This is a genomic window from Antarctobacter sp., assembly GCF_048262615.1.
Lineage (GTDB): Bacteria > Pseudomonadota > Alphaproteobacteria > Rhodobacterales > Rhodobacteraceae > Antarctobacter.
This window is the reverse complement of the sequence record NZ_JBLXFB010000002.1, coordinates 248,668-268,663: the sequence shown is the minus strand read 5'-3', so window position 1 is coordinate 268,663 and position 19,996 is coordinate 248,668. Positions and strand designations below refer to the sequence as shown.

The window sequence follows — 19,996 nt, the reverse complement described above, 5'->3', positions numbered from 1 at the left end:
GCAAAGGGGACATATCATGCGACCGTCAGGACGTGATCTAAGCGAAATGCGCGCCGTTTCAATCGAAACGGATGTGACAAAGCATGCCGAAGGATCGTGCATGATCCGGATGGGCGACACGCATGTGCTGTGCACCGCGTCGCTGGAAGAGCGCGTGCCGCCCTTCATCAAAGGCTCTGGCCAGGGTTGGGTGACGGCGGAATATGGCATGCTGCCCCGGTCGACATCGTCCCGGATGCGGCGCGAAGCCCAAGCAGGCAAGCAAGGGGGGCGCACGGTCGAAATCCAGCGCCTGATCGGGCGCGCGCTGCGCGCCGGCGTGGACCGCAACGCCTTGGGCGAGCGGCAGATTACCGTGGATTGCGATGTGATTCAGGCCGATGGCGGAACGCGCTGTGCCTCGATCACCGGCGGCTGGGTGGCGCTGCGTCTGGCGGTCAACAAGCTGTTGAAAGCCGGGGACATCGTCAGCGATCCGCTGATTTCCGAAATCGCTGCGGTCAGCTGTGGTCTTTATGCCGGTCAGCCGGTGCTGGATCTGGATTATCCCGAGGATTCCGAGGCCGGTGTTGACGGAAACTTTATCCTGCGCGCCGATGGCCGTCTGATCGAGGTGCAGATGAGCGCCGAGGGGGCGACGTTCTCACGCGATGAGATGGGCAAACTGATGGACCTCGCTGAAAAAGGCGTGGGCGAATTGGTCGCGGCACAGCGGGCGGCGGTTGGCTGATGCGACGCTTTACCGGGGATCGGCTGCTTGTCGCGACGCATAATCGCGGCAAGCTGGAGGAAATGACGCATCTGCTGGCGCCCTACGGCGTGGCCTGCGTCGGCGCCACCGCGATGAATCTGCCAGAACCGGACGAAACCGGAACGACCTTTGTCGAAAACGCCCGGATCAAGGCCCATGCGGCGGCAAAGGCCACCGGATTGCCCGCGTTGTCCGATGATTCCGGCATCGAGATTGACGCTTTGGGCAAGGCTCCGGGTGTTTATACCGCAGATTGGGCTGAAACCCCGACTGGACGAGATTTTGTGATGGCCATGGAAAAGTCCCACAAGATGTTGCTTGATGCGGGCGCGCCGGAACCCTGGACAGCGCGGTTTTGTTGTACCCTTGTCTTGGCTTGGCCGGATGGCGAGGACGCGGTGTTCCCCGGAGTGATGGAGGGCAGGGTGGTTTGGCCGATGCGCGGATCGCAAGGCCATGGCTATGATCCGATTTTTCAGCCGCAGGGCTATGACGTGACCTTTGGTGAAATGGATCGCTGGGAAAAGAACCGGATTTCGCATCGCGCGGATGCCTTCCGCAAGCTTGTGGCCGGATGTTTTGGCCCGGAGTAATCTGGAAAACTGGCAGGTCGGCGGGTTTGGGCTGTATGTCCACTGGCCGTTTTGCGAGGCCAAATGCCCTTATTGCGACTTTAATAGCCATGTGGTGTCCCGCGTGGACCAACGCCGCTGGGCCCGAGCGATGGCCGATGAAACCCGCCGGGCCGGGGCGGAAACGCCGGGGCGGGTGTTGGGGTCGATCTTTTTCGGTGGCGGGACTCCGTCTTTGATGGAGCCGGAAACCGTTTCCGCGGTGATCGAGGCCGCGCGGGACTGCTGGACCTTTGCCAATGACATTGAGATTACACTGGAAGCCAATCCCCGGTCGGTCGAGGCCGGTCGATTTGAAGGGTATGCGCGGGCAGGGGTGAACCGGGTATCACTGGGCATTCAGGCCTTGCGCGCGCCGGATCTGAAACGTTTGGGCCGCCTGCACGATGTCGGTGAAGCCAAAGCCGCCTTTGACGTTGCCCGATCAGTTTTTGAGCGGGTGAGTTTTGACCTGATCTATGCACGGCAGGACCAGACGCTGGACGATTGGCGGAGAGAGCTGGGGGAAGCCCTGGACATGGCCGTCGACCATCTGTCGCTGTACCAGTTGACGGTGGAGGAAGGGACGGCCTTTTGGGATCGTGCGCGGGCCGGGGGATTACGCGGTCTGCCCGGTGAAGACCTTGCCGCTGATATGTATGAGTTGACGCAGGACCTGTGTTCGGCGGCGGGCTATGACTCCTACGAGGTGTCCAACCACGCGCTGCCCGGCGCGCAGTCGCGGCACAACCTGATCTATTGGCGCCATGGGGACTGGTTGGGCATTGGTCCGGGCGCGCATGGACGAATTGGAACAGCGGAACAGCGGCGGGCCACCGTTGCCTGGCGACAGCCCGGTCTTTGGCTGGAAAAGGCCGAAGCCGGAAGCGGGCTGGAGAGCCGGATGACGCTGGACCTACCGGATCAGGCAGGTGAATACCTTATGATGGGGTTGCGCATGGATGAAGGTCTAGATGTAGAGAGGCTACATAGACTTGATCCGGCCATGGCCAGCGCCGAAGCGATCATTGAAATGCAGGCGCTTGGCCTTGTGACACGCGCCGGGCCGATGTTGCGGACCACCGCCAAAGGGCGGTTGGTCCTGAACTCTGTGGTTGCGGCCTTGATGCCCTGACGGGTCAGCGGGCGGCGCTGAGAAGACCGCAGAGCGCGTCGAGATGCTCTAGCGTGTCGTATGAGATCGTAACCCGGCCCGCGTCCTGACCCGGTTGGTGATCAATCCGGACTTTCATCCCCAAAGCGGCGCTAAGATCGCCCTCAAGCGCACGGGTGTCAGCGTCCTTGTCCATCTCAAAGCCGCCGCTGGGAGCCTTTTTACGCGGTTTTCCCTCAGGTGAGCCCTGTTTGACGAGTTTTTCCGTGTCCCGCACGGAAAGACCTTTGGCCACAACGGTTTCCGCGAGGGATTCCGGGTTAGGAGATGTGATCAGGGCGCGGGCATGACCTGCGCTGAGACGCCCCTCTGAGACGTGCTGCTGGATTGCTTCCGGCAGGTTCAGCAACCGCATGAGATTTGCGATGTGACTGCGGCTCTTGCCAAGTGCCTCTGCCAGCTTTTCCTGTGTGTGGCCAAACTTGAACATCAACTGCTTGTAGCCTGCCGCCTCTTCGATGGCGTTCAGATCCGCGCGTTGGATATTTTCGATAATGGCAACTTCAAGCACTTCGGTATCGTCAAAGTCCCGGACAAGAACGGGAACCTCATGCCGTTGCGCCATCTGGGCGGCCCGCCAGCGACGTTCGCCAGCGACAATTTCAAATTTGTCCGCCTCATGCGGGGAGGGGCGCACGATGAGCGGTTGCAGGACCCCCTTTGTCCGGATCGATGCCGCAAGTTCGTCCAGTTGAGTCTGGGTGAACGTACGGCGCGGCTGATCCGGATTTGGGACCAGAGATTCAATCGGAAGCATACGATCGGCGCGACGCGAGGCGTCCGATTGGCTGGGGGCCTCTTGTGCCGGTGCCACATCCGCCATGAGTGCCGACAAACCGCGGCCAAGGCCGCGACGGGTGTCTTTCTTGGGTTTTTCGGCCATGCCTGTCCTCTTTTTATGTTGGCGGTCAGGCCGCGCGTTGGTCGTTTTTCTTCACCAGTTCCTCGGCCAAGGCACGATAGGCTTGCGCCCCTTTGGACGATGTATCGTAAGCCAGAACCGGCAGCGCGTATGACGGCGCTTCGGACACGCGGACATTTCGCGGAATGACGGTGGTGAACACCAGATCGCCGAGGTTGGCGCGGGCATCTGCCTCTACATGTTGCGACAGATTGTTACGAGCGTCATACATCGTGAGAACGATGCCTTCGATTCTCAGCGCGGGATTGGCGCTTTGACGGACTTCGCGAATTGTCAGCATGAGTTGGGACAGGCCCTCAAGCGCAAAAAACTCACTTTGTAGAGGAACCAGGACCGAGTGCGCCGCGACCATGGCGTTGACCGTCAACAGGTTCAGCGAAGGCGGGCAATCGACAAGGATCACGTCGAATCCGTAGCTGTCCAGAGCCGGTTGACGGAGCGCATCATGCAAAAGAAAGCTGCGTTTTTCGTTGGAATAAAGCTCTATATCCGCAGAGCTGAGGTCCACCGTGGCCGGTATCAACGACAAATTTTCCGTCGACGTGGGCAAAATCACATCCGTAACGGCAACATCGCCCAGCAGAAGATCGTAGGTCGTGTATTCACGATCTTCGGTTTCGACGCCAAGGCCGGTGGAGGCATTGCCCTGCGGGTCAAGGTCAACCACCAGAACTTTTTGCCCTTGTTCGCAAAGCGCGGCCCCAAGATTGATGGTCGTCGTGGTCTTGCCGACACCGCCTTTCTGGTTTGCGATGGCGATGATTCTAGGACCCGCGGGGCGTGTCGGATCAGACATGAACAAGGTCTCCGATTTCCAAGACTACAGCGTTTGGATTTGTCTTACTTGTATGCGGGGTGCAGGAGAATTGCCATTGGGTCCGTGCATCTTCGACCTCTTTTCCCCAGGTTTCGCCTTTCATAAACAAGGCTGTGCCGGAATGGGACAGGTGCCTTGCCGAGAAATCGAGCAGTTTTGACAAAGGGGCAAGCGCGCGGGCAGAGAGGGTGGTTGCGTCCTGTGGAGGAGCCTCCTCAATCCGCTGCGTCAGCACCTTTGAAGTCATGCCGGTTTCACGAATGACGGTCCTGAGAAAGGTGGCCTTTCGGGTGTCTGATTCGATCAGGATCACAGGCCGGTCAGGGGCAGTTTCAGCCTTTAGAATTGCAACGACAAGTCCCGGAAACCCGCCGCCGCTGCCCAGGTCGACCCATGCCCCTCTCGGATTGTGGTCCAGCGCAGCAATCTGAGCCGAATCGACGAAGTGCCGCTGGATGACGTCGCTCAACGTCGAACGCGCTATGAGATTGATGCGGGGATTCCATTTTTCCAGCAAGGAAAGATAGTGTTCCAAACGCTCCAATGTTTCACGTGAAACATCGCAACCCAGAGCCTGCGCCGTAATCATACAGCGTCTTTTCTGCCAAACTGACGGATCTTTGCCAAAATCAACGTCAAAGCCGCCGGGGTCATTCCGTCAATGCGACCGGCCTGCGCAATTGTCTCAGGACGTGCACGGGACAGTTTGCTTTTGAGCTCATTGGACAAGCCTTGAAGGGCGTCAAAGTCAAAAGACTGAGGAATCCCAACCGCTTCATCCTTCTTCAGGATCGCGACGTCGCGCGCCTGACGATCAATGTAGTTGGCATACAACGCTTCACGCTCCAACTGCCGCGCTGTATCGTCATCAATGTCTGACAGCGCGGGATCGAGTCGCGCAACCGTTTCAAACGTCACGTCCTTGAAGGACAACAATTGGAAAGCACTCCGGCGTGTTCCATCCAAATTTACATTCACACCCGCCTGGCGGACGTCACTGGGTGAGAATTGCGCGTCTTCAAGCCGCCCGCGCGCCGCGCTCAAAGCGGAGAGCTTTTTCTCAAAGTGATCCCGACGGCCCATCGACACTGTTCCCAAGGACATCGCCTTGGGTGTCAGCCGTTGATCCGCATTATCAGCCCGAAGTGACAGGCGAAACTCCGCACGGCTGGTAAACATTCGATACGGTTCACTCACGCCGCGGGTTGTCAGATCATCCAGCATGACGCCGATATAGCTGTCGGTTCGCGAAAACTTCACAGGGTCAAGCCCCAAGGCGGCAGCGGCAGCATTCAGACCGGCGACCAGACCCTGCGCCGCCGCCTCTTCATAACCGGTGGTTCCGTTGATTTGACCGGCCAAATAAAGACCTTTGACGTCCCGGATCGCCAAAGTGGCCGCCAAAGCCCTGGGGTCCACATAGTCATATTCAATTGCGTAACCCGGTTGCAGGATGTGAACTGCCTCGAGACCCGGAATGCTTCGGACATAGGCTTCTTGGACGTCTTCAGGCAGGGACGTGGAAATGCCGTTTGGGTAGATTGTCGGATCGTCCAGCCCTTCGGGCTCCAAAAAGACCTGATGCGAGGTTTTATCCGCAAACCGCACAACCTTGTCCTCAATCGACGGGCAATACCGTGGGCCGACACCCTCTATGTGCCCACCGTACATAGCCGAGCGTTCAAGGTTATCCCGTATGATTTCGTGCGTTTTTTCAGTGGTATGGGTGATACCGCAAGACACTTGGCGGGCCTGAGGTCCACGGGAAAAGAAAGAAAACATCACCGGATCATTATCACCGGGCTGCATATCCAAACCATCCCAGGCTATCGTACGGCCATCGAGACGGGGAGGGGTGCCGGTTTTCAGACGCCCTGTCGGCAGGTTCATTTCCCGAATGCGATCCGCCAGCCGAACGGACGGCTTGTCTCCCATCCGTCCACCGGGACGTGTCTTGTCCCCGATATGGATAACCCCACGCAAAAAGGTGCCGCTGGTCAGGACAACCGACGCAGCTGTGATATGGCAATCGTCGCCCAGAACGACCCCGCCAACCTTGTCGCCTTCAAAGAGAAAATCGACAACCTCTGCCTCGACCACGGTCAGGTTCGGGGTGTTCGCAATTTCCCGTTGCATCGCTGCTGCATAGATTTTCCGGTCGGCCTGCGCCCGAGGGCCCTGAACTGCCGGGCCTTTCCGTCGATTCAACAACCGAAACTGAATGCCTGCGGCGTCGGCGATACGGCCCATAAGACCATCCATCGCATCAATTTCCCGGACCAGATGACCTTTTCCCAAACCACCAATAGCCGGATTGCAGGACATTACCCCTAGATCTGTCCGCCGCAGCGTAACCAGAGCGGTTTGGGCACCCATGCGGGCAGAGGCTGCTGCGGCCTCCGTACCGGCGTGACCTCCGCCGACAACTACAACGTCAAAGCTGCGATGTTTCACGTGAAACACTCCTTACTTCCCGATGCAAAAACTCGAGAAGATCTGATCCAGAACATGCTCCACATCCACATGCCCAATCAACCGTTCAAGCGCGCGCAAGGCAATCCGGACCTCTTCGCTGGTAATATCGTACACGTCCAGCCCATCGTCCAACATCTCTCGCGCCGTTTCCAGATGGGACAGCCCGTCGGACAATGCAACCCTGTGCCGCTCGCGCGAGACCAGACCCGCACCCTGAACAATCCCTGACAATCGTGTTTCGATCTTGTCCAGCAACTCAGGTACGCCTTGCCCCGTCAAACCTGACACGCCATCGCCCTCAAGATCGCCCTTCGCCGTCACAACGATATCATCTTGGACAACTTCCAGAAGGGGGGTGCTGCCCGACGGAACCAGATGTACGCGCAAATCAGCCGATGCTGCCCGCTCGCGAGCCCGTTCGACACCAATGCGTTCTACGCGATCTTCGCTGTCCCGCAGCCCCGCCGTGTCCAGAAGGGTCACAGCCAAACCGCCAATTTCCATCCGAACTTCAATCACATCACGGGTTGTCCCCGCCACATCAGACGTAATCGCCGCCTCTCTTCCCGCGAGATAGTTCAAAAGCGTGGATTTTCCGGCATTGGGCGGTCCGACAATCGCCACCTCCAACCCAAGTCGTAAGCGTTCGGCCGACGCCATCCCGCGCAGTTCCGCCCGAACTTCGGAACAGACCGTATCAAGCAATGCCCGGACGTCATCAGAGACATCGACCGGCACATCTTCATCTGCGAAATCAATGGTCGCTTCCAGCAAGGAGGCCGCGCGCAATATCTGGTCCCGCCAGTTCCCCACCCGGCGGCCAAGAGCACCAGTCAGTAGCCTCAAGGCATGCCGCCGTTGTTGCTCCGTCTCTGCCTCGATAAGGTCCGCCAGAGCTTCTACTTGACTCAGGTCCAGCCGTTCGTTGTCCAACGCGCGCCGGGTAAATTCCCCCGGTTCGGCGCTCCGCAACCCTTCCATCTCTCCCAGAACCCGCAACAGGGCCTGAACCACGGCAACGCTGCCATGAACCTGAAACTCGGCCACTCGCTCGCCGGTAAAGCTGGCGCCAGCCGCAAAGACAAGCACCAGCGCCTCATCCAGAAAGTCACCCTCTGGCGTAACCAACCTGCGTACCGACGCCACACGCGTCTCCGGCACGGACCCGGCCAGCTTTTCTACCGCGCTCCAGGCCTCGGGCCCTGACACACGGACCACGGACACCCCCGCCTTCCCGGCGGCACTTGCCAGGGCAAAGATGGTCTCCATGGCGCGATCAGCTGTTCATCGAATCAAAGAATTCGGAGTTCGTCTTGGTTTGCTTCAACTTCGAGATCAGGAATTCGACCGCATCCGTGGTCCCCATCGGGTTCAGGATTCGCCGCAGGACAAACGTCTTTTGCAGGTCGATCTTGTCCACCAACAGTTCCTCTTTCCGGGTGCCGGACTTGAGAATATCCAGCGCCGGGAAGACCCGCTTGTCCGCCACCTTGCGGTCCAACACGATCTCGCTGTTGCCTGTGCCTTTGAATTCTTCAAAGATCACTTCATCCATCCGCGACCCTGTATCGATCAGCGCTGTCGCAATAATTGTCAGAGAACCGCCTTCTTCAATGTTCCGCGCCGCGCCGAAGAACCGCTTGGGCCTCTGCAACGCGTTGGCATCGACACCGCCGGTCAGAACCTTCCCGGAGGAGGGCACCACGGTGTTGAAAGCTCTACCAAGTCTTGTGATAGAGTCCAAAAGGATCACAACATCTCGCTTATGTTCGACCAGACGTTTGGCCTTTTCGATCACCATTTCAGAAACGGCAACGTGCCGCGTGGCGGGTTCATCAAAGGTCGAAGAGATCACCTCGCCCTTCACTGACCGCTGCATGTCGGTGACTTCTTCCGGCCGTTCATCAATCAGCAAAACGATAAGATAACACTCTGGGTGGTTCTTCTCGATCGAATTGGCGATGTTCTGCAACAGCACCGTCTTGCCCGTCCGCGGGGGCGCCACGATCAGCGACCGCTGGCCTTTGCCAATCGGCGCCACAAGGTCGATGATCCGGGCAGAGCGGTCACGGATGGTCGGATCTTCGATCTCCATCTTCAACCGTTCGTCGGGATAGAGCGGGGTCAGGTTGTCAAAGGCAATCTTGTGCTTTGCCTTCTCCGGCTCTTGAAAGTTGATCTCTTCCACGGAAACCAGCGCAAAGTACCGTTCTTCCCCGTCCGGAGCCCGCATTTCCCCCTGGATCGAATCCCCGGTCCGCAGCGAGTATTTGCGGATCATCTCCGGAGAAACATAAATATCGTCAGGACCCGGCAGATAGTTGGCCTCGGGCGACCGCAGGAACCCGAACCCGTCCTGAAGAACCTCCAACACGCCATCGCCGAAAATGACCCATCCCTCATCCGCGCGTTCACGCAGGATCTGGAACATCATCTCGCCCTTCCGCATGGTCGAGGCGTTTTCGATCTCAAGGTCCTCGGCCATCGCCAAGAGGTCCTTCGGGCTTTGTGCCTTCAGATCGGACAGGTTAAGCTTTTCTTCGCTCATGGCACATACGGTGAGGCCCAAGGGCTCACTCATCCTTTATCTAGCGGGGAAACTGCCTCCGGACGAAGGCAGGGTTGGCGTAACGCATTCGCCGGGGGCACGTCAATGAACTTCGCAAACGACGTTCCTGGGCGGCCTGTCTCTTTAATAAATAGAAAAAAGAAAAGGTTTATGAAGTCTTAGTGACAGGATTTTCTGGGGATTATGCAGATACCCCCAGAGTCCTGAACAGCGCAGGACAGACTGGAAAACATCGGGGACTGTTCTGATACAAGTCCGATGAAAATGTAAATAAACATTTAACATCAGAAAGTTACCTTTTCGGATCATTCGATCCCGTTCCGGGATAACTCCTCGGACAACCTGTCCTTCATACAGGTTGCCCGCTTGCGCAACTTGTTCTTTCACACAGGCTGACATTCCTTGCCTCCACAAGGATGGATGCCACATTCACCCCCAAGCTTGCATATGCCGGGGTTTTTCCTCAAAACCGTCCGCAAGCCCGCACACTGACCTGTCCCCGGTTTTATCCCCATGTTTTGTGACCTTCTTCTCGCTTCCAGCTCCCGGATCCGGGCCGACATGCTGCGGGCCGCTGGCCTGACGATTGAAATCGAATCGCCGCGCGTGGATGAGGACAGCCTGAAGGCGGCACTTGTTGCTGAAGAGGCATCGCCACGGGATGTGGCCGACACTCTGGCAGAGGCCAAGGCGCGCAAGCTGGGTCAACGTCATCCGGATCAACTTGTGCTCGGCTGCGACCAGGTTCTCGACCTCGCCGGTGAGATTTTCTCGAAACCCGAAGCGCGCGAAGAAGCTGCTGAACAACTTCTGCGTCTGCGGGGCCAGACCCATCGGCTGTTGTCGGCGGCGGTTCTCTATCATGAGGCCAAACCGATCTGGCGCCACGTGGGAACCGCGCGCCTGACCATGCGTGACTTCTCGGACAACTACATTCAGGCTTATCTTGACCGCAACTGGCCGGATGTCGCCACCTCCGTTGGCGGTTATAAGCTTGAGGCCGAAGGCGTGCGTCTCTTCGCCCGGATCGAGGGCAATCATTTCACCATTCTCGGTTTACCGCTCGTCGAGCTGTTGACCTATCTTTCGAACAGGGGAACCATCCCGGCATGAGCCTTGCCCGTATACCGCTTGCCGCCGTCATTGGGTCTCCGGTGGCCCATTCCCGCTCACCACGGCTTTTTGCCCATTGGCTAAAGGCGCAGGGGTTGCCGGGGTATTACATTCCGATGGACATCCCGGAGGTCAAGCTGGCCGAAACCATCCGGCTGCTGCCTTCGCTTGGCTTTGTGGGTCTGAACGTCACCGTGCCCTACAAGGAAAAGGTGATGGAAATCGCCGATCTGGTGTCGGACCGTGCCACCTTGATCGGCGCCGCAAACACCTTGATTTTCCGTGACGACGGCCGCATTCACGCCGACAATACAGATGGTTATGGGTTTATGGAAAACCTGCACCAGAACGCGCCGGACTGGACTCCGGCGGCTGGACCGGCGACGGTCTTTGGGGCAGGCGGCGCGGCCCGTGCGGTCATTGCCTCGTTGCTGGACGTGGGTGTGCCGCAAATCCGGCTGACGAACCGCACACGCCAAAGGGCGGAAACCCTGCGTGAGGCCTTCGGAAACCGGGTAGAGGTCTACGACTGGGTGCAGGCGGGTAATATCATTGAGGATTGCGCGACGGTGGTGAACACGACCGCCCTTGGCATGTCTGGCAAGCCGCCGCTACGGGTGCCGCTGGATGCGCTGGAACCCGGAATGCTTGTGACGGACCTTGTTTACACGCCGCTGGAAACCCGTCTTTTGCAAGAGGGCAGGGCGCAGGGATGCACCGTGGTCGACGGGCTCGGAATGCTGTTGCATCAGGCCGTTCCGGGTTTTGAGCGGTGGTTCGGCGTGCGTCCCGACGTGGATGAGGCAACCCGTCAGGCCATTCTGGAATGAGGTTCAAACTTGGTTTGACCGGCTCTATCGGGATGGGAAAGTCGACCACTGCCGCGATGTTTGCCGACGCCGGGTGTGTCGTCTGGGACGCGGATGCGGCGGTTCATCGGCTGTATGGCGCAGGGGGCGCGGCGGTTGCGCCACTGGGGGCCATGTTTCCGCAGGCGATCATACAGGGCGAAGTTGCCCGTGACGCGCTGCGCGAGATCATCGCCACCGACCAGACCGCGCTGTCACATATTGAAAGCGTCGTGCATCCTTTGGTGCAGCAGGACCGCGAAACCTTTATCGCAGATCATCCGGGCTCCATCGGTGTCTTCGACATTCCCCTGCTGTTTGAAACTGGCGGCGATGCAGCCATGGACGCGACGGTCTGCGTGTCTGTTCCACGTGAAACGCAAGAGGCGCGTGTTCTGGCCCGCGGCACCATGACCGCCGAGGATCTTGCCCGCATCCTTGCCCGCCAGATGCCGAATGAGGAAAAATGCGCCCGAGCCACCTATGTTGTTGAGACCGACACGGTTGAGCACGCGCGCGCACAGGTGCAAACCGTGCTGAAGGATATTGAGCGGAGGCTTCAACATGCGTGAAATCGTCCTCGACACGGAAACCACCGGGTTCGAGCCGGAACAAGGCGACCGCATTGTCGAAATCGGCGCGCTGGAACTGTTCAACCACGTCCCCACGGGCCGCACCTATCACCAGTACATCAACCCTGAACGCGGGATGCCGGATGAGGCCTTTGGCGTCCACGGCATCGGCCCTGACCTGCTCAGCCCCGCGCGCCCGGCCAATCCGGGGGAAATCACGCTGAAGGACAAGCCGGTGTTTGCCAAGATCGTGGATGAGTTCCGCGAATTCATCGGCGACTCGCGGCTGGTCATCCACAACGCGGCCTTTGACGTGAAATTCCTGAACGCTGAACTGCGCTGGACCAATCGCCCGCTGCTGCCCAAAGGCTGCGCCATCGACACGCTGGAAATTGCCCGCCGCCGGTTTCCCGGCTCCCCGGCCTCGCTGGATGCGCTGTGCCGCAGGTTCAACATCGACAACACCGCCCGGACGCTGCACGGGGCGCTTCTGGACAGTGAAATTCTTGCAGAGGTCTATCTGGAGCTGATCGGAGGCAAACAGCCGGACTTTGGCCTGTCAAATTCCGACAAGACATCCGGCCAAAGCAGTTCCGACCCGCTCTGGCGGCCTCGGCCAAGGCCGCAGGCGCTGGCGTCTCGCCTGTCGGAAAAGGAAAAGGCGGCTCACGCCGCCTTTGTCGAGAAACTTGGGCAAGAGGCGCTCTGGATCAAATCCTGAGCGCCTGTCTGTTCAGGCTTGCGCGGTGCCTTCCGCGCTGGCCTGACGACGGGCGATCTCGTTGCGATAGAGCGCAAGAAAATCGATCGTCTCAAGGTTCAGCGGCGGGAAGCCGCCATCACGCGACACATCCGACACGATCCGACGCACAAACGGGAACAGCATCCGCGGGCATTCGATCAACAGGAAAGGATGCATCTGGTCTTCGGGCACGTTCTCGATCGAGAAGACGCCAGCATAATCCAGCTCCATCAGGAACAGCACATCGTTGCTGCCCTTGGCCTTCGACTCGATCTTGAGCTTCATAACCACTTCGAACTGGTGTTCCGCGGTCCGCTTTTTTGCGTCCAGGTTCACCTGAACCTGCACGTCCGGTTGAACCTCCCCGGAGACACCCTTTTGCGACAGGATGTTTTCGAAGGAAAGGTCGCGAATAAATTGGGCCAGAATGCTCATTTTGGGTGGCTGTTGCGCCTGCCCTGCACCGTTGGTCTCTGCCATGGATCGGTCTCCCGTTGAAATCTCCGCCGGAGGCATAGCAGCGCCCGGCGGTACGCTCAATGCCTCGTCCAGCCCGATCCGGGGTGATTGGGCGTCTTCTCCTTGGGAATTTCGGTAAACTCACCGTCGATTACGTCGCCCGGACCCCGCGCGGCTGCCGGATCGCGTCGAACCGGGCCTTGCGTTTCTGGCCCCATCTGGAACCGCGTCACATGCACGCGCTGTCGGGCCCAGTGAAACACGGCTTTGCGCACCGGGGGCGCAAGCAGGGCAAAGCCGACCGCATCGGTGAAAAAACCCGGTGTCAGTAACAGCACACCGGACACAAGGATCATCGCCCCATGCGCCAAAGGCTCACTGGGGTCCTGCAAATCTGAGAAGCTGCGCCGCAGGTTGGTCATCGCGACCTGCCCCTGCGCCCGCACCAACCAAGTACCGATTATTGCGGTCAGAACCACCACCAACAAAGTCGGCCACAGCCCGATCAGGCCACCAACTTGAATGAACAGGGCAATCTCGATCAGCGGAACCATGAGAAAAGCCAGGAATAGCCACATGGGAACGTCCTCCAAATCCAGCGCGCAGGTGGACTCACCCATGCACCTCACCTACATAAGGATGCGACCGTGATCTTCAAACGCTCGCCGCAATGAGGTGCCGATGAACTCCCCTATCCTCCAGCTTCTGGTACTTGCCGGAATCGCCATTTTTCTCGTTCTGCGATTGCGGAGCGTGCTGGGCACCCGGGAGGGATTTGAAAAGCCGCCGGCGCCCGCGCCGGCCGATGACCGACGTCGCGCGGGCCGCGACTTTGAGGTTATCGAAGGCGGCCCCGACCATGACATCATCGACCACGTCGCCGAGGACAGCGAGGCCGCCAAGGCGCTCGCCGCGATGAAACGGCTGGAGCCCAGCTTTTCGGTCTCCGAATTTCTCTCCGGCGCGCGCGGTGCCTATGAGATGATCCTCATGGGCTTTGAGCGCGGCGATATCGCGGAACTGCGGACTTTCCTTGCGGATGACGTTTATGAAACCTTCTCCGAGGTTGTCGAACAGCGTGAGCAACAGGGCCTGACCATCGAGGCCGAATTTGTCGGCGTGCGGGAACTGACCCTTGCCGATGCCAGCTTCGATGACGCCTCGGGGCTTGCGGAAATCACTGTGCGCTACGTGGGTGAGCTGACGTCGGTCGTGAAAAACGCCAATGGTGAGGTGATCGAGGGATCGGCCAAGGCGGTCAAACGGCAAAAAGACATCTGGACCTACGCCCGCACCATGGGCGCCGATGACCCCAACTGGCAGCTTGTCGCTACGGACGAATGATCAGAGTACTCCTTGCAGCTTTCCTTGCGATATCCATCATGACCGGCCCCGCCTCGCCAGAGACGGGGCCGAGTTATGACATACTTGCCTTTGAGGATCTGCAAGGCTGGGCAGAGGACGATCACGCCGCCGCCCTGACCGCCTTTCTGGAGACCTGCGGCGATCTGGATGATCCGGACTGGACCGCGCTTTGCAGAGTGGCGCGCGAAACCGAGGATGCGCGCGGGTTCTTTGAGCTGCTTTTTCGTCCGATCCTGATCAGCGACGGGGAAGAGATGCTTTTCACCGGCTATTTCGAGCCGGAACTTAGCGGCTCTCCCTACCGGACCGAGGTCTATCGCCATCCTGTGTACCAGATGCCGCCAGAGGCCAAGCGCAGCCGCCCGTGGTTGACCCGCCGCCAGATCCTGACATCCGGGGTGATGGAGGGCAGGGGCCTTGAAATTGCATGGGTCGATGACCCGGTAGAGCTATTTTTCCTGCAAATCCAAGGCTCTGGTCGTATCAAATTCCCCGATGGCAGGATGATCCGCGTCGGGTACGGCGGCGCAAATGGCCATCCCTATCGCTCTATCGGGCGTGAACTGGTGCGGCGTGGTATCTATCGCGCGCATCAGGTGTCCATGCAGGTGATCCGCAATTGGGTGGATCGCAACCCCTACCTTGGCGAGGAACTGCTCTACCACAACGCGGCCTATGTCTTTTTCCGTGAAGTCAGCGAAGTGCCCTCGGACAAGGGGCCGCTTGGGGCGATGAACAGGTCGATCACGACACTGCGCTCAATTGCGGTCGACCCGCGTTATACGCCGCTGGGCGCGCCGGTCTGGATCGAAAAATCCGGGAATGATCCGATGAACCGTCTGATGATCGCGCAGGACACAGGGTCGGCAATCAAGGGCGCGCAGCGTGCAGATATTTTTTATGGCACCGGGGATGAGGCGGGTCGCATCGCGGGCCGGACCAAGGATACTGGGCGCATGGTTGTCCTGATGCCGATCCAGCGCGCCTATGCCCTCTTGCCCGATGAGGGCATATGACCCGGCGGCGCAAGCTGCGCCCCGAGGAGCAAGAGCTCTGGCGGCAGGTCGCGCGCACGGCGGACCCATTGCACAAGCGCCCCGTTAAAAAAATGTCTGAACCAGAGGCGGGGCCAAAACCCCTGCCGCCCCAAAAGCCCGGCGCCCGCGACCCGCTGTCGCCTTTTGCTTTGGGCGAACGGTCTTTGCCCCGCACCCAGACCCATGTTTTTCCGAAGACAAGTTCCGACCACCTTCATGACGCGCCGGTGCGTATGGACGCCAAGGCCTTTACCCGGCTGAAGCGTGGCAAGCTGGACCCGGAGTCGCGGATCGACCTGCATGGCATGACGGTGGATCGCGCCCATGGGGCCTTGATCCATTTTATCCTGAATGCGCAGGCGCGGGGCTTGCGGCTGGTCCTTGTCATCACCGGCAAAGGCCAGCGCGAAGACCCCTATGACCCGATGCCACGGCGACGTGGGGTGCTCAAGACACAGGCCCCGATGTGGTTGCAGATGCCGCCACTTTCTGGCGCGGTATTGCAGGTCTCACCGGCGCATCGCAAACATGGAGGCGACGGGGCGTATTACGTCTATTTGCGCCGCCGCCGGTAGACCCGCTACAGCATCTTTCGTGCCCGGCTGACACCGATCCACATCATCGCCGAGGTGAAAAGGAAATAGACCGCGACCCAGATATACTGTGTCTCGATCCCGACACCGAAATCGATCAGATAGCCGGTGATCCCCGGCCCGATCGCCGAGCCCAGAACCATCACGGCCGCCGCCATCGCCTTGATCGCCCCCAGACTGCGGGTGCCATAGAACTCGGCCCAAAAGGCATTTGGCAATGTCTGCGTGGCACCGGTTGTCATCGCCACAAACAACAGTCCCACAAGGGTCCAGCCCAGCGACCCGCCCAAGGCGAAACACAGGAACCCGACAAACATCGGCAGTTGTGACCAAGGGATCAGCCGCCCGGTGCCCAAGCGGTCCAACAGACCCCCTGCCACCACCATCGCGCCCACCGCCGCCGCCGTGTAGACCGGGAAAAGCGCGGCCAGTTCAAGATGGGTCCAGCCCTTCACTTCGGCGAAGTGGACCTGCTGAAAGAAAAAGGCGGTATTGAAGGCTGGCGGTCCCAACAAGGCGGGCACCATAAACCAGAACAAGTAGTGTCGCAGAACCTCTGGCCGCCGCCAGTGCCGGTGCTCCATCCCCACCGAATGATCGGTTTCCGCATGGCTTTGGGGTGTCCGTTCACGGGTCAGCAGGCGCAACAACAGCGGGATGGCCAGCAGGCTGGCACAGGCAACGGCGATCCACAGAAAACGCCAGTCCACCACCAGCATCAGCAGGACAAAGCTGAACGGCAGCGCCGCCTCGCCCAGAGCAAAGCCAAGCCCTGCAACCGACAGCGCCTTGCCACGGGTGGCGACAAACCAGCGCGACATGGACACCACGGCGATGTGGCTTGCCATGCCTTGTCCGCAAAAGCGCAGCGCGAAGATCACAAAGGGCAGCAGCGCCGCCCATGTGTTCAGCGCCATGAACAGGCAGGACGCCGCAAGGAACAACAGCACCACCGCCCCGATGGCGCGGGTTCGAAACCTGTCCGTCAGCGCCCCGGCCCAGATCATCAGTGCGGCGGACGCACTGGTGCCGATGGTATAGATGCCACCCCATTGGCCATGGCTCAGGCCAAACTCCGCGCGGATCTCTCCGGCAAAGATCGATATGAAAAAGGTCTGGCCGAAGCTCGACAAGAATGTGAGCAGCGCACCGGCGGCAAGCCAGCGCGCATTTTCGGCGAGAAAGCGAAAGACACCCATGTCTCGCCCCTGTCTCGCGGTATGTGGAAAGGTGGGCGCGCGATCCGCGCCGCTGGTGAATTAGTTTGTAATGGCTCCGGCCTGCGCGGACACACCTAGAACTGCACCGACCAGCCCAAAGACGGTCTGTGCCGAGGTGATCGGGCTTTCCGTTGCAAGCAGCGTGTCGCCGGGATGGATCTGGAACTTGCGCGCGGCAAAGAGCCCGTCGGCGCTGGTCAGGTCCAGTGTAAAGACAACCTGCTGCATCTTGGGCCCATATCCGTCGGGGCGGATGACTTCGGCAGGATATTCCCGCAGCACCAGCACACCCTTGGGGTCCGCGCGGGCATCGGACAGCCCGCCCATCAGGGACACCGCCTCAAGCGCTGACAGATAATCCTTGGGGAAATAAATCAGGTTCTCGATCCCGCTGGCACCCAGAGCGGTAAAGCTGCGCTCATCGGCCTCGATGATCACCGTATCGCGCGGGAGCAGCAGCGCGTTTTTCGATCCATCTGCGAAAAGCTGTTCAGCGGAAATTTCATAGGTCTTGGAGCCGCGCAGCAGGCGCACACGCGGATTGCGCATCTCAGGTATGACACCACCCGCATCGGCCAACAGGCTGAGGATCTTGTAATTCCGGGACGGCATCGGATAGGCGCCGGGCTTGCCAACGCCGCCGACCACGTCGACCGCGTGATCGCGTCCCTGATGAAGGCTAAGTTGAACCTGAGCGGAGGGCAGGATCGGTTCCAGCCGCTGCTGGATCTTTTCCCGTGCGCCGGTGGCCGTCAGGCCGCGAATACCCACCTTGTTGACGTAGGGCAGAAAAACCGACCCTTGGGCATCGACTTCGACGCCTTTGATCTCATTGAAACGCTGGCCCGGATTGGTCAGCAGCGAATTGTCCTGACTGTCCCAGATCGTGATGTCGACACGGTCGCCGGTCCGGATCACCGAGGAATTGCTGCCCTGACCGGTTTGCGGCCAATGATAGTGGCCATGCCAGCCCGATTGCGACCAAGACGCAAGGCCGGGCACATTGGCGCGTGTCACCTCGACGACCTGAAAGGTCGGATTGTCCGCATCCTGCTGGCGCAGCACTTCGGATTGCACCGCAGCACCGCGCGGCAAGCTGCAAGCTGCCAACGCAAGGGTAGCGACAAACAGGGTGATCAGTCTCAACTTACCAGACACTCCAGTCCCCCAACCGGTCATTGACACTTTCTAGCGCCTTGTTCCGCTGATAGACAATCTGACGGTCGAAAGAAAGCGTTATGAGGGGCGGACCGTGGCAGGAACACAGCAATTCCGAAGCGTTTTGTTGTTGGGCGCGCAGGGGAAACTGGGCCGGATGACCCGCGCCTTGTGGCGAGCGGAGGGGTTTTTTCTGATCCCGGTGGTGCGATCGGGATCAGCGGAGCAGGGCGAACTGATCTGGTCGCCGGGGGACAAGACGCCTGAAATCGGCCCGGTTGCGGCCATTGTCGCGCTGTGGGGAGTCACGCCGGGTCCGGGGCGCAATCTGGCGGACAACGCCCGGCTGGCGTTGTCGGCGATGGACCTTGGCGCGGCCTTGGGGGCGGGCGCGGTGGTGCATTGTTCCAGTGCGGCGGTTTACCGCCCCTCTGCGGAGCCGATCAAGGAAACCGATCTGCCCGCGCCGGCATCCCCCTACGGACAGGCCAAGCTGGAGATGGAACAGGCGATTGCCGCGCACCGAAAGCCGGGCGGGCCGCGCCAGATCGTGTTGCGGATCGGGAATGTTGCCGGGGCCGACAGTCTGTTCGGCAACCTGCAAATGAATGGACACATAACGCTTGACCGATTTTCTGACGGCTTGGGTCCATCGCGCAGCTACATCGCACCGGGGGATCTGGTCCGCGTGATCGAGGCGCTGGTTCAATCGCCGGAGGCCGACGGCACCTACAATGTCAGCGCCGCGCGACCAACGGCCATGGCGGAGATTGCGGGCGTTTGTCAAACCGCTGTCACGTGGCGGGCGGCCCCGGAGGCTGCGGCGCAAATGGTCTGGCTGGACACCGTGCGTCTTGGCCGCGTGGTGACGCTGGCACCAAATGCCCATGAGGCAGCGCATCTTGTCGAAGGCGCGCGGGACAGCGGGGTATGGCCGTGAAATTTAACCGCAAGTTTCTGTATCTGTTGGATTTTCTGTATGCGGTTGGTCTTACGATCCTGATTTCACCGCTGATCCTCTATGTGGCCTTTGTCGTTTGGCGCAACGATGGCTGGCCGATCATCTACAGGTCGGAACGGATGCGCAGCCCTGACCGGGCCTTTTTGTTGTGGAAATTCCGGACCATGAAGCGCGATCCTTCGGATTCCGGCGTCACGGGTCCGTCCAAATCCGCGCGGATCACGCCAACGGGGGCTTGGCTGCGGCGCAAGCGTCTGGATGAATTGCCGCAACTCTGGAACATCCTGCGTGGCGACATGAGCTTTGTCGGGCCGCGCGCGCCGCTGCGCCACTACGTCGAAAAATACCCTGAGATTTATGCAGAGGTGTTGAAAGAGCGGCCGGGCGTGACCGGGATGGCGTCAATGGCCTATCATCGGGCCGAAGAGCGGCTGCTGTCGGAAACCAGAACTGCGGAAGAAACCGAAGAGGTCTATTGTCGGCGTTGCATTCCGCGCAAGGCGCGGCTGGACCTGATGTATGCGCAACGTCGCAACCCTTGTACGGATCAGCGATTGATGTGGGCCACGGTTTTCAAAGGTGTCTCGATGCACCGGCGGCGTCGCTGAA

22 protein-coding genes are annotated in these 19,996 nt (G+C 59.8%); 12 read left to right on the top strand and 10 right to left on the bottom strand.

What is annotated here, in order from left to right; translation table 11 throughout:
• Positions 1-16 precede the first annotated feature (16 nt).
• The 3 genes from rph to hemW are packed head-to-tail and all read left to right on the top strand — an operon-like array spanning position 17 to position 2,497.
• Complete coding sequence (rph, locus tag ACN0S5_RS03320) at positions 17-730, top strand: ribonuclease PH (protein WP_417205924.1); 714 nt, start codon at positions 17-19, stop codon at positions 728-730.
• A complete protein-coding gene (gene rdgB / locus ACN0S5_RS03315; RefSeq protein ID WP_417205922.1) occupies positions 730-1,344 on the top strand; it encodes an RdgB/HAM1 family non-canonical purine NTP pyrophosphatase in 615 nt (204 codons plus the stop codon). Before rph ends, rdgB begins: the two co-directional genes overlap by 1 nt.
• A gap of 1 nt (position 1,345) precedes the next feature.
• Positions 1,346-2,497, top strand: coding sequence for a radical SAM family heme chaperone HemW (hemW, locus tag ACN0S5_RS03310; protein ID WP_417206069.1), 1,152 nt, complete (start codon positions 1,346-1,348; stop codon positions 2,495-2,497).
• Between the two features lie 4 nt (positions 2,498-2,501).
• Here hemW and ACN0S5_RS03305 read toward each other — a convergent pair whose 3' ends face one another.
• The 6 genes from ACN0S5_RS03305 to rho are packed head-to-tail and all read right to left on the bottom strand — an operon-like array spanning position 2,502 to position 9,298.
• Positions 2,502-3,419, bottom strand: a complete 918-nt coding sequence (locus tag ACN0S5_RS03305) for a ParB/RepB/Spo0J family partition protein (protein WP_417205920.1) — start codon at positions 3,417-3,419, stop codon at positions 2,502-2,504.
• A 25-nt stretch (positions 3,420-3,444) separates the two neighbouring features.
• A complete protein-coding gene (locus ACN0S5_RS03300) occupies positions 3,445-4,254 on the bottom strand; it encodes a ParA family protein (protein ID WP_417205918.1) in 810 nt (269 codons plus the stop codon).
• The gene (gene rsmG, locus ACN0S5_RS03295; protein ID WP_417205917.1) at positions 4,247-4,864 is read right to left on the bottom strand and encodes a 16S rRNA (guanine(527)-N(7))-methyltransferase RsmG; all 618 of its coding nucleotides are present in this window, start codon (positions 4,862-4,864) and stop codon (positions 4,247-4,249) included. Before rsmG ends, ACN0S5_RS03300 begins: the two co-directional genes overlap by 8 nt.
• Positions 4,861-6,729 carry a tRNA uridine-5-carboxymethylaminomethyl(34) synthesis enzyme MnmG gene (gene mnmG / locus ACN0S5_RS03290; RefSeq protein WP_417205916.1) on the bottom strand — a complete coding sequence of 623 codons (1,869 nt, stop codon included), beginning with the start codon at positions 6,727-6,729 and terminating at the stop codon, positions 4,861-4,863. The genes rsmG and mnmG overlap by 4 nt, the downstream gene beginning before the upstream one ends.
• 12 nt (positions 6,730-6,741) lie before the next feature.
• Positions 6,742-8,019, bottom strand: coding sequence for a tRNA uridine-5-carboxymethylaminomethyl(34) synthesis GTPase MnmE (gene mnmE / locus ACN0S5_RS03285; protein ID WP_417205915.1), 1,278 nt, complete (start codon positions 8,017-8,019; stop codon positions 6,742-6,744).
• Positions 8,020-8,026: 7 nt separating this feature from the next.
• On the bottom strand, positions 8,027-9,298 hold the full coding sequence (rho, locus tag ACN0S5_RS03280; protein WP_323768422.1) for a transcription termination factor Rho: 1,272 nt from the start codon (positions 9,296-9,298) through the stop codon (positions 8,027-8,029).
• 534 nt (positions 9,299-9,832) lie between these two features.
• Between rho and ACN0S5_RS03275 the strand changes: the two genes are divergently transcribed.
• From ACN0S5_RS03275 to dnaQ, 4 genes are read left to right on the top strand one after another with little or no spacing between them, the layout of a single operon-like run.
• The gene (locus tag ACN0S5_RS03275; protein ID WP_417205913.1) at positions 9,833-10,432 is read left to right on the top strand and encodes a Maf family protein; all 600 of its coding nucleotides are present in this window, start codon (positions 9,833-9,835) and stop codon (positions 10,430-10,432) included.
• Positions 10,429-11,262: a shikimate dehydrogenase gene (locus ACN0S5_RS03270; protein WP_417205911.1), complete on the top strand. Its 834-nt coding sequence runs from the start codon at positions 10,429-10,431 to the stop codon at positions 11,260-11,262. Before ACN0S5_RS03275 ends, ACN0S5_RS03270 begins: the two co-directional genes overlap by 4 nt.
• A complete protein-coding gene (coaE, locus tag ACN0S5_RS03265) occupies positions 11,259-11,852 on the top strand; it encodes a dephospho-CoA kinase (protein WP_417205909.1) in 594 nt (197 codons plus the stop codon). The genes ACN0S5_RS03270 and coaE overlap by 4 nt, the downstream gene beginning before the upstream one ends.
• Complete coding sequence (gene dnaQ, locus ACN0S5_RS03260; RefSeq protein ID WP_417205907.1) at positions 11,845-12,573, top strand: DNA polymerase III subunit epsilon; 729 nt, start codon at positions 11,845-11,847, stop codon at positions 12,571-12,573. The genes coaE and dnaQ overlap by 8 nt, the downstream gene beginning before the upstream one ends.
• Before the next feature lie 12 nt (positions 12,574-12,585).
• Here dnaQ and secB read toward each other — a convergent pair whose 3' ends face one another.
• Positions 12,586-13,074 (bottom strand): protein-export chaperone SecB, encoded by a 489-nt coding sequence (gene secB, locus ACN0S5_RS03255; RefSeq protein ID WP_417205905.1) that lies wholly within the window; start codon positions 13,072-13,074, stop codon positions 12,586-12,588.
• A 56-nt stretch (positions 13,075-13,130) separates the two neighbouring features.
• Positions 13,131-13,631, bottom strand: a complete 501-nt coding sequence (locus ACN0S5_RS03250) for an FxsA family protein (protein ID WP_417205904.1) — start codon at positions 13,629-13,631, stop codon at positions 13,131-13,133.
• A gap of 103 nt (positions 13,632-13,734) precedes the next feature.
• Here ACN0S5_RS03250 and ACN0S5_RS03245 point away from each other — a divergent pair, with 103 nt between their 5' ends.
• Genes ACN0S5_RS03245 through ACN0S5_RS03235 form a run of 3 tightly spaced genes read left to right on the top strand, consistent with a single transcriptional unit; the run spans position 13,735 to position 16,030 of the window.
• A complete protein-coding gene (locus tag ACN0S5_RS03245; RefSeq protein ID WP_417205902.1) occupies positions 13,735-14,397 on the top strand; it encodes a Tim44/TimA family putative adaptor protein in 663 nt (220 codons plus the stop codon).
• On the top strand, positions 14,394-15,434 hold the full coding sequence (locus ACN0S5_RS03240) for a murein transglycosylase A (RefSeq protein ID WP_417205901.1): 1,041 nt from the start codon (positions 14,394-14,396) through the stop codon (positions 15,432-15,434). Before ACN0S5_RS03245 ends, ACN0S5_RS03240 begins: the two co-directional genes overlap by 4 nt.
• The gene (locus tag ACN0S5_RS03235; protein ID WP_417205899.1) at positions 15,431-16,030 is read left to right on the top strand and encodes a Smr/MutS family protein; all 600 of its coding nucleotides are present in this window, start codon (positions 15,431-15,433) and stop codon (positions 16,028-16,030) included. Before ACN0S5_RS03240 ends, ACN0S5_RS03235 begins: the two co-directional genes overlap by 4 nt.
• Before the next feature lie 5 nt (positions 16,031-16,035).
• On the opposite strand, the gene ACN0S5_RS03230 is transcribed toward ACN0S5_RS03235, so the two are convergent.
• The gene (locus tag ACN0S5_RS03230) at positions 16,036-17,247 is read right to left on the bottom strand and encodes an MFS transporter (protein ID WP_417205898.1); all 1,212 of its coding nucleotides are present in this window, start codon (positions 17,245-17,247) and stop codon (positions 16,036-16,038) included.
• A gap of 60 nt (positions 17,248-17,307) precedes the next feature.
• Positions 17,308-18,414 carry a polysaccharide biosynthesis/export family protein gene (locus tag ACN0S5_RS03225; protein ID WP_417205896.1) on the bottom strand — a complete coding sequence of 369 codons (1,107 nt, stop codon included), beginning with the start codon at positions 18,412-18,414 and terminating at the stop codon, positions 17,308-17,310.
• A 169-nt stretch (positions 18,415-18,583) separates the two neighbouring features.
• Here ACN0S5_RS03225 and ACN0S5_RS03220 point away from each other — a divergent pair, with 169 nt between their 5' ends.
• Both ACN0S5_RS03220 and ACN0S5_RS03215 read left to right on the top strand, forming a co-directional pair.
• Positions 18,584-19,366: an NAD-dependent epimerase/dehydratase family protein gene (locus tag ACN0S5_RS03220; RefSeq protein ID WP_417205894.1), complete on the top strand. Its 783-nt coding sequence runs from the start codon at positions 18,584-18,586 to the stop codon at positions 19,364-19,366.
• Complete coding sequence (locus tag ACN0S5_RS03215) at positions 19,357-19,995, top strand: sugar transferase (protein ID WP_417205892.1); 639 nt, start codon at positions 19,357-19,359, stop codon at positions 19,993-19,995. The genes ACN0S5_RS03220 and ACN0S5_RS03215 overlap by 10 nt, the downstream gene beginning before the upstream one ends.
• The last annotated feature ends 1 nt before the right edge of the window (position 19,996 follow it).

Bases quoted from the DNA above. Each gene is read 5' to 3' on its own strand.
- rph (WP_417205924.1), top strand. From the start codon at position 17: ATGCGACCGTCAGGACGTGATCTAAGCGAAATGCGCGCCGTTTCAATC.
- rdgB (WP_417205922.1), top strand. From the start codon at position 730: ATGCGACGCTTTACCGGGGATCGGCTGCTTGTCGCGACGCATAATCGC.
- ACN0S5_RS03305 (WP_417205920.1), bottom strand. From the start codon at position 3,419: ATGGCCGAAAAACCCAAGAAAGACACCCGTCGCGGCCTTGGCCGCGGT.
- ACN0S5_RS03300 (WP_417205918.1), bottom strand. From the start codon at position 4,254: ATGTCTGATCCGACACGCCCCGCGGGTCCTAGAATCATCGCCATCGCA.
- rsmG (WP_417205917.1), bottom strand. From the start codon at position 4,864: ATGATTACGGCGCAGGCTCTGGGTTGCGATGTTTCACGTGAAACATTG.
- mnmE (WP_417205915.1), bottom strand. From the start codon at position 8,019: ATGGAGACCATCTTTGCCCTGGCAAGTGCCGCCGGGAAGGCGGGGGTG.
- rho (WP_323768422.1), bottom strand. From the start codon at position 9,298: ATGAGCGAAGAAAAGCTTAACCTGTCCGATCTGAAGGCACAAAGCCCG.
- ACN0S5_RS03275 (WP_417205913.1), top strand. From the start codon at position 9,833: ATGTTTTGTGACCTTCTTCTCGCTTCCAGCTCCCGGATCCGGGCCGAC.
- ACN0S5_RS03270 (WP_417205911.1), top strand. From the start codon at position 10,429: ATGAGCCTTGCCCGTATACCGCTTGCCGCCGTCATTGGGTCTCCGGTG.
- coaE (WP_417205909.1), top strand. From the start codon at position 11,259: ATGAGGTTCAAACTTGGTTTGACCGGCTCTATCGGGATGGGAAAGTCG.
- dnaQ (WP_417205907.1), top strand. From the start codon at position 11,845: ATGCGTGAAATCGTCCTCGACACGGAAACCACCGGGTTCGAGCCGGAA.
- secB (WP_417205905.1), bottom strand. From the start codon at position 13,074: ATGGCAGAGACCAACGGTGCAGGGCAGGCGCAACAGCCACCCAAAATG.
- ACN0S5_RS03250 (WP_417205904.1), bottom strand. From the start codon at position 13,631: ATGTGGCTATTCCTGGCTTTTCTCATGGTTCCGCTGATCGAGATTGCC.
- ACN0S5_RS03245 (WP_417205902.1), top strand. From the start codon at position 13,735: ATGAACTCCCCTATCCTCCAGCTTCTGGTACTTGCCGGAATCGCCATT.
- ACN0S5_RS03240 (WP_417205901.1), top strand. From the start codon at position 14,394: ATGATCAGAGTACTCCTTGCAGCTTTCCTTGCGATATCCATCATGACC.
- ACN0S5_RS03235 (WP_417205899.1), top strand. From the start codon at position 15,431: ATGACCCGGCGGCGCAAGCTGCGCCCCGAGGAGCAAGAGCTCTGGCGG.
- ACN0S5_RS03230 (WP_417205898.1), bottom strand. From the start codon at position 17,247: ATGGGTGTCTTTCGCTTTCTCGCCGAAAATGCGCGCTGGCTTGCCGCC.
- ACN0S5_RS03220 (WP_417205894.1), top strand. From the start codon at position 18,584: ATGACCCGCGCCTTGTGGCGAGCGGAGGGGTTTTTTCTGATCCCGGTG.
- ACN0S5_RS03215 (WP_417205892.1), top strand. From the start codon at position 19,357: ATGGCCGTGAAATTTAACCGCAAGTTTCTGTATCTGTTGGATTTTCTG.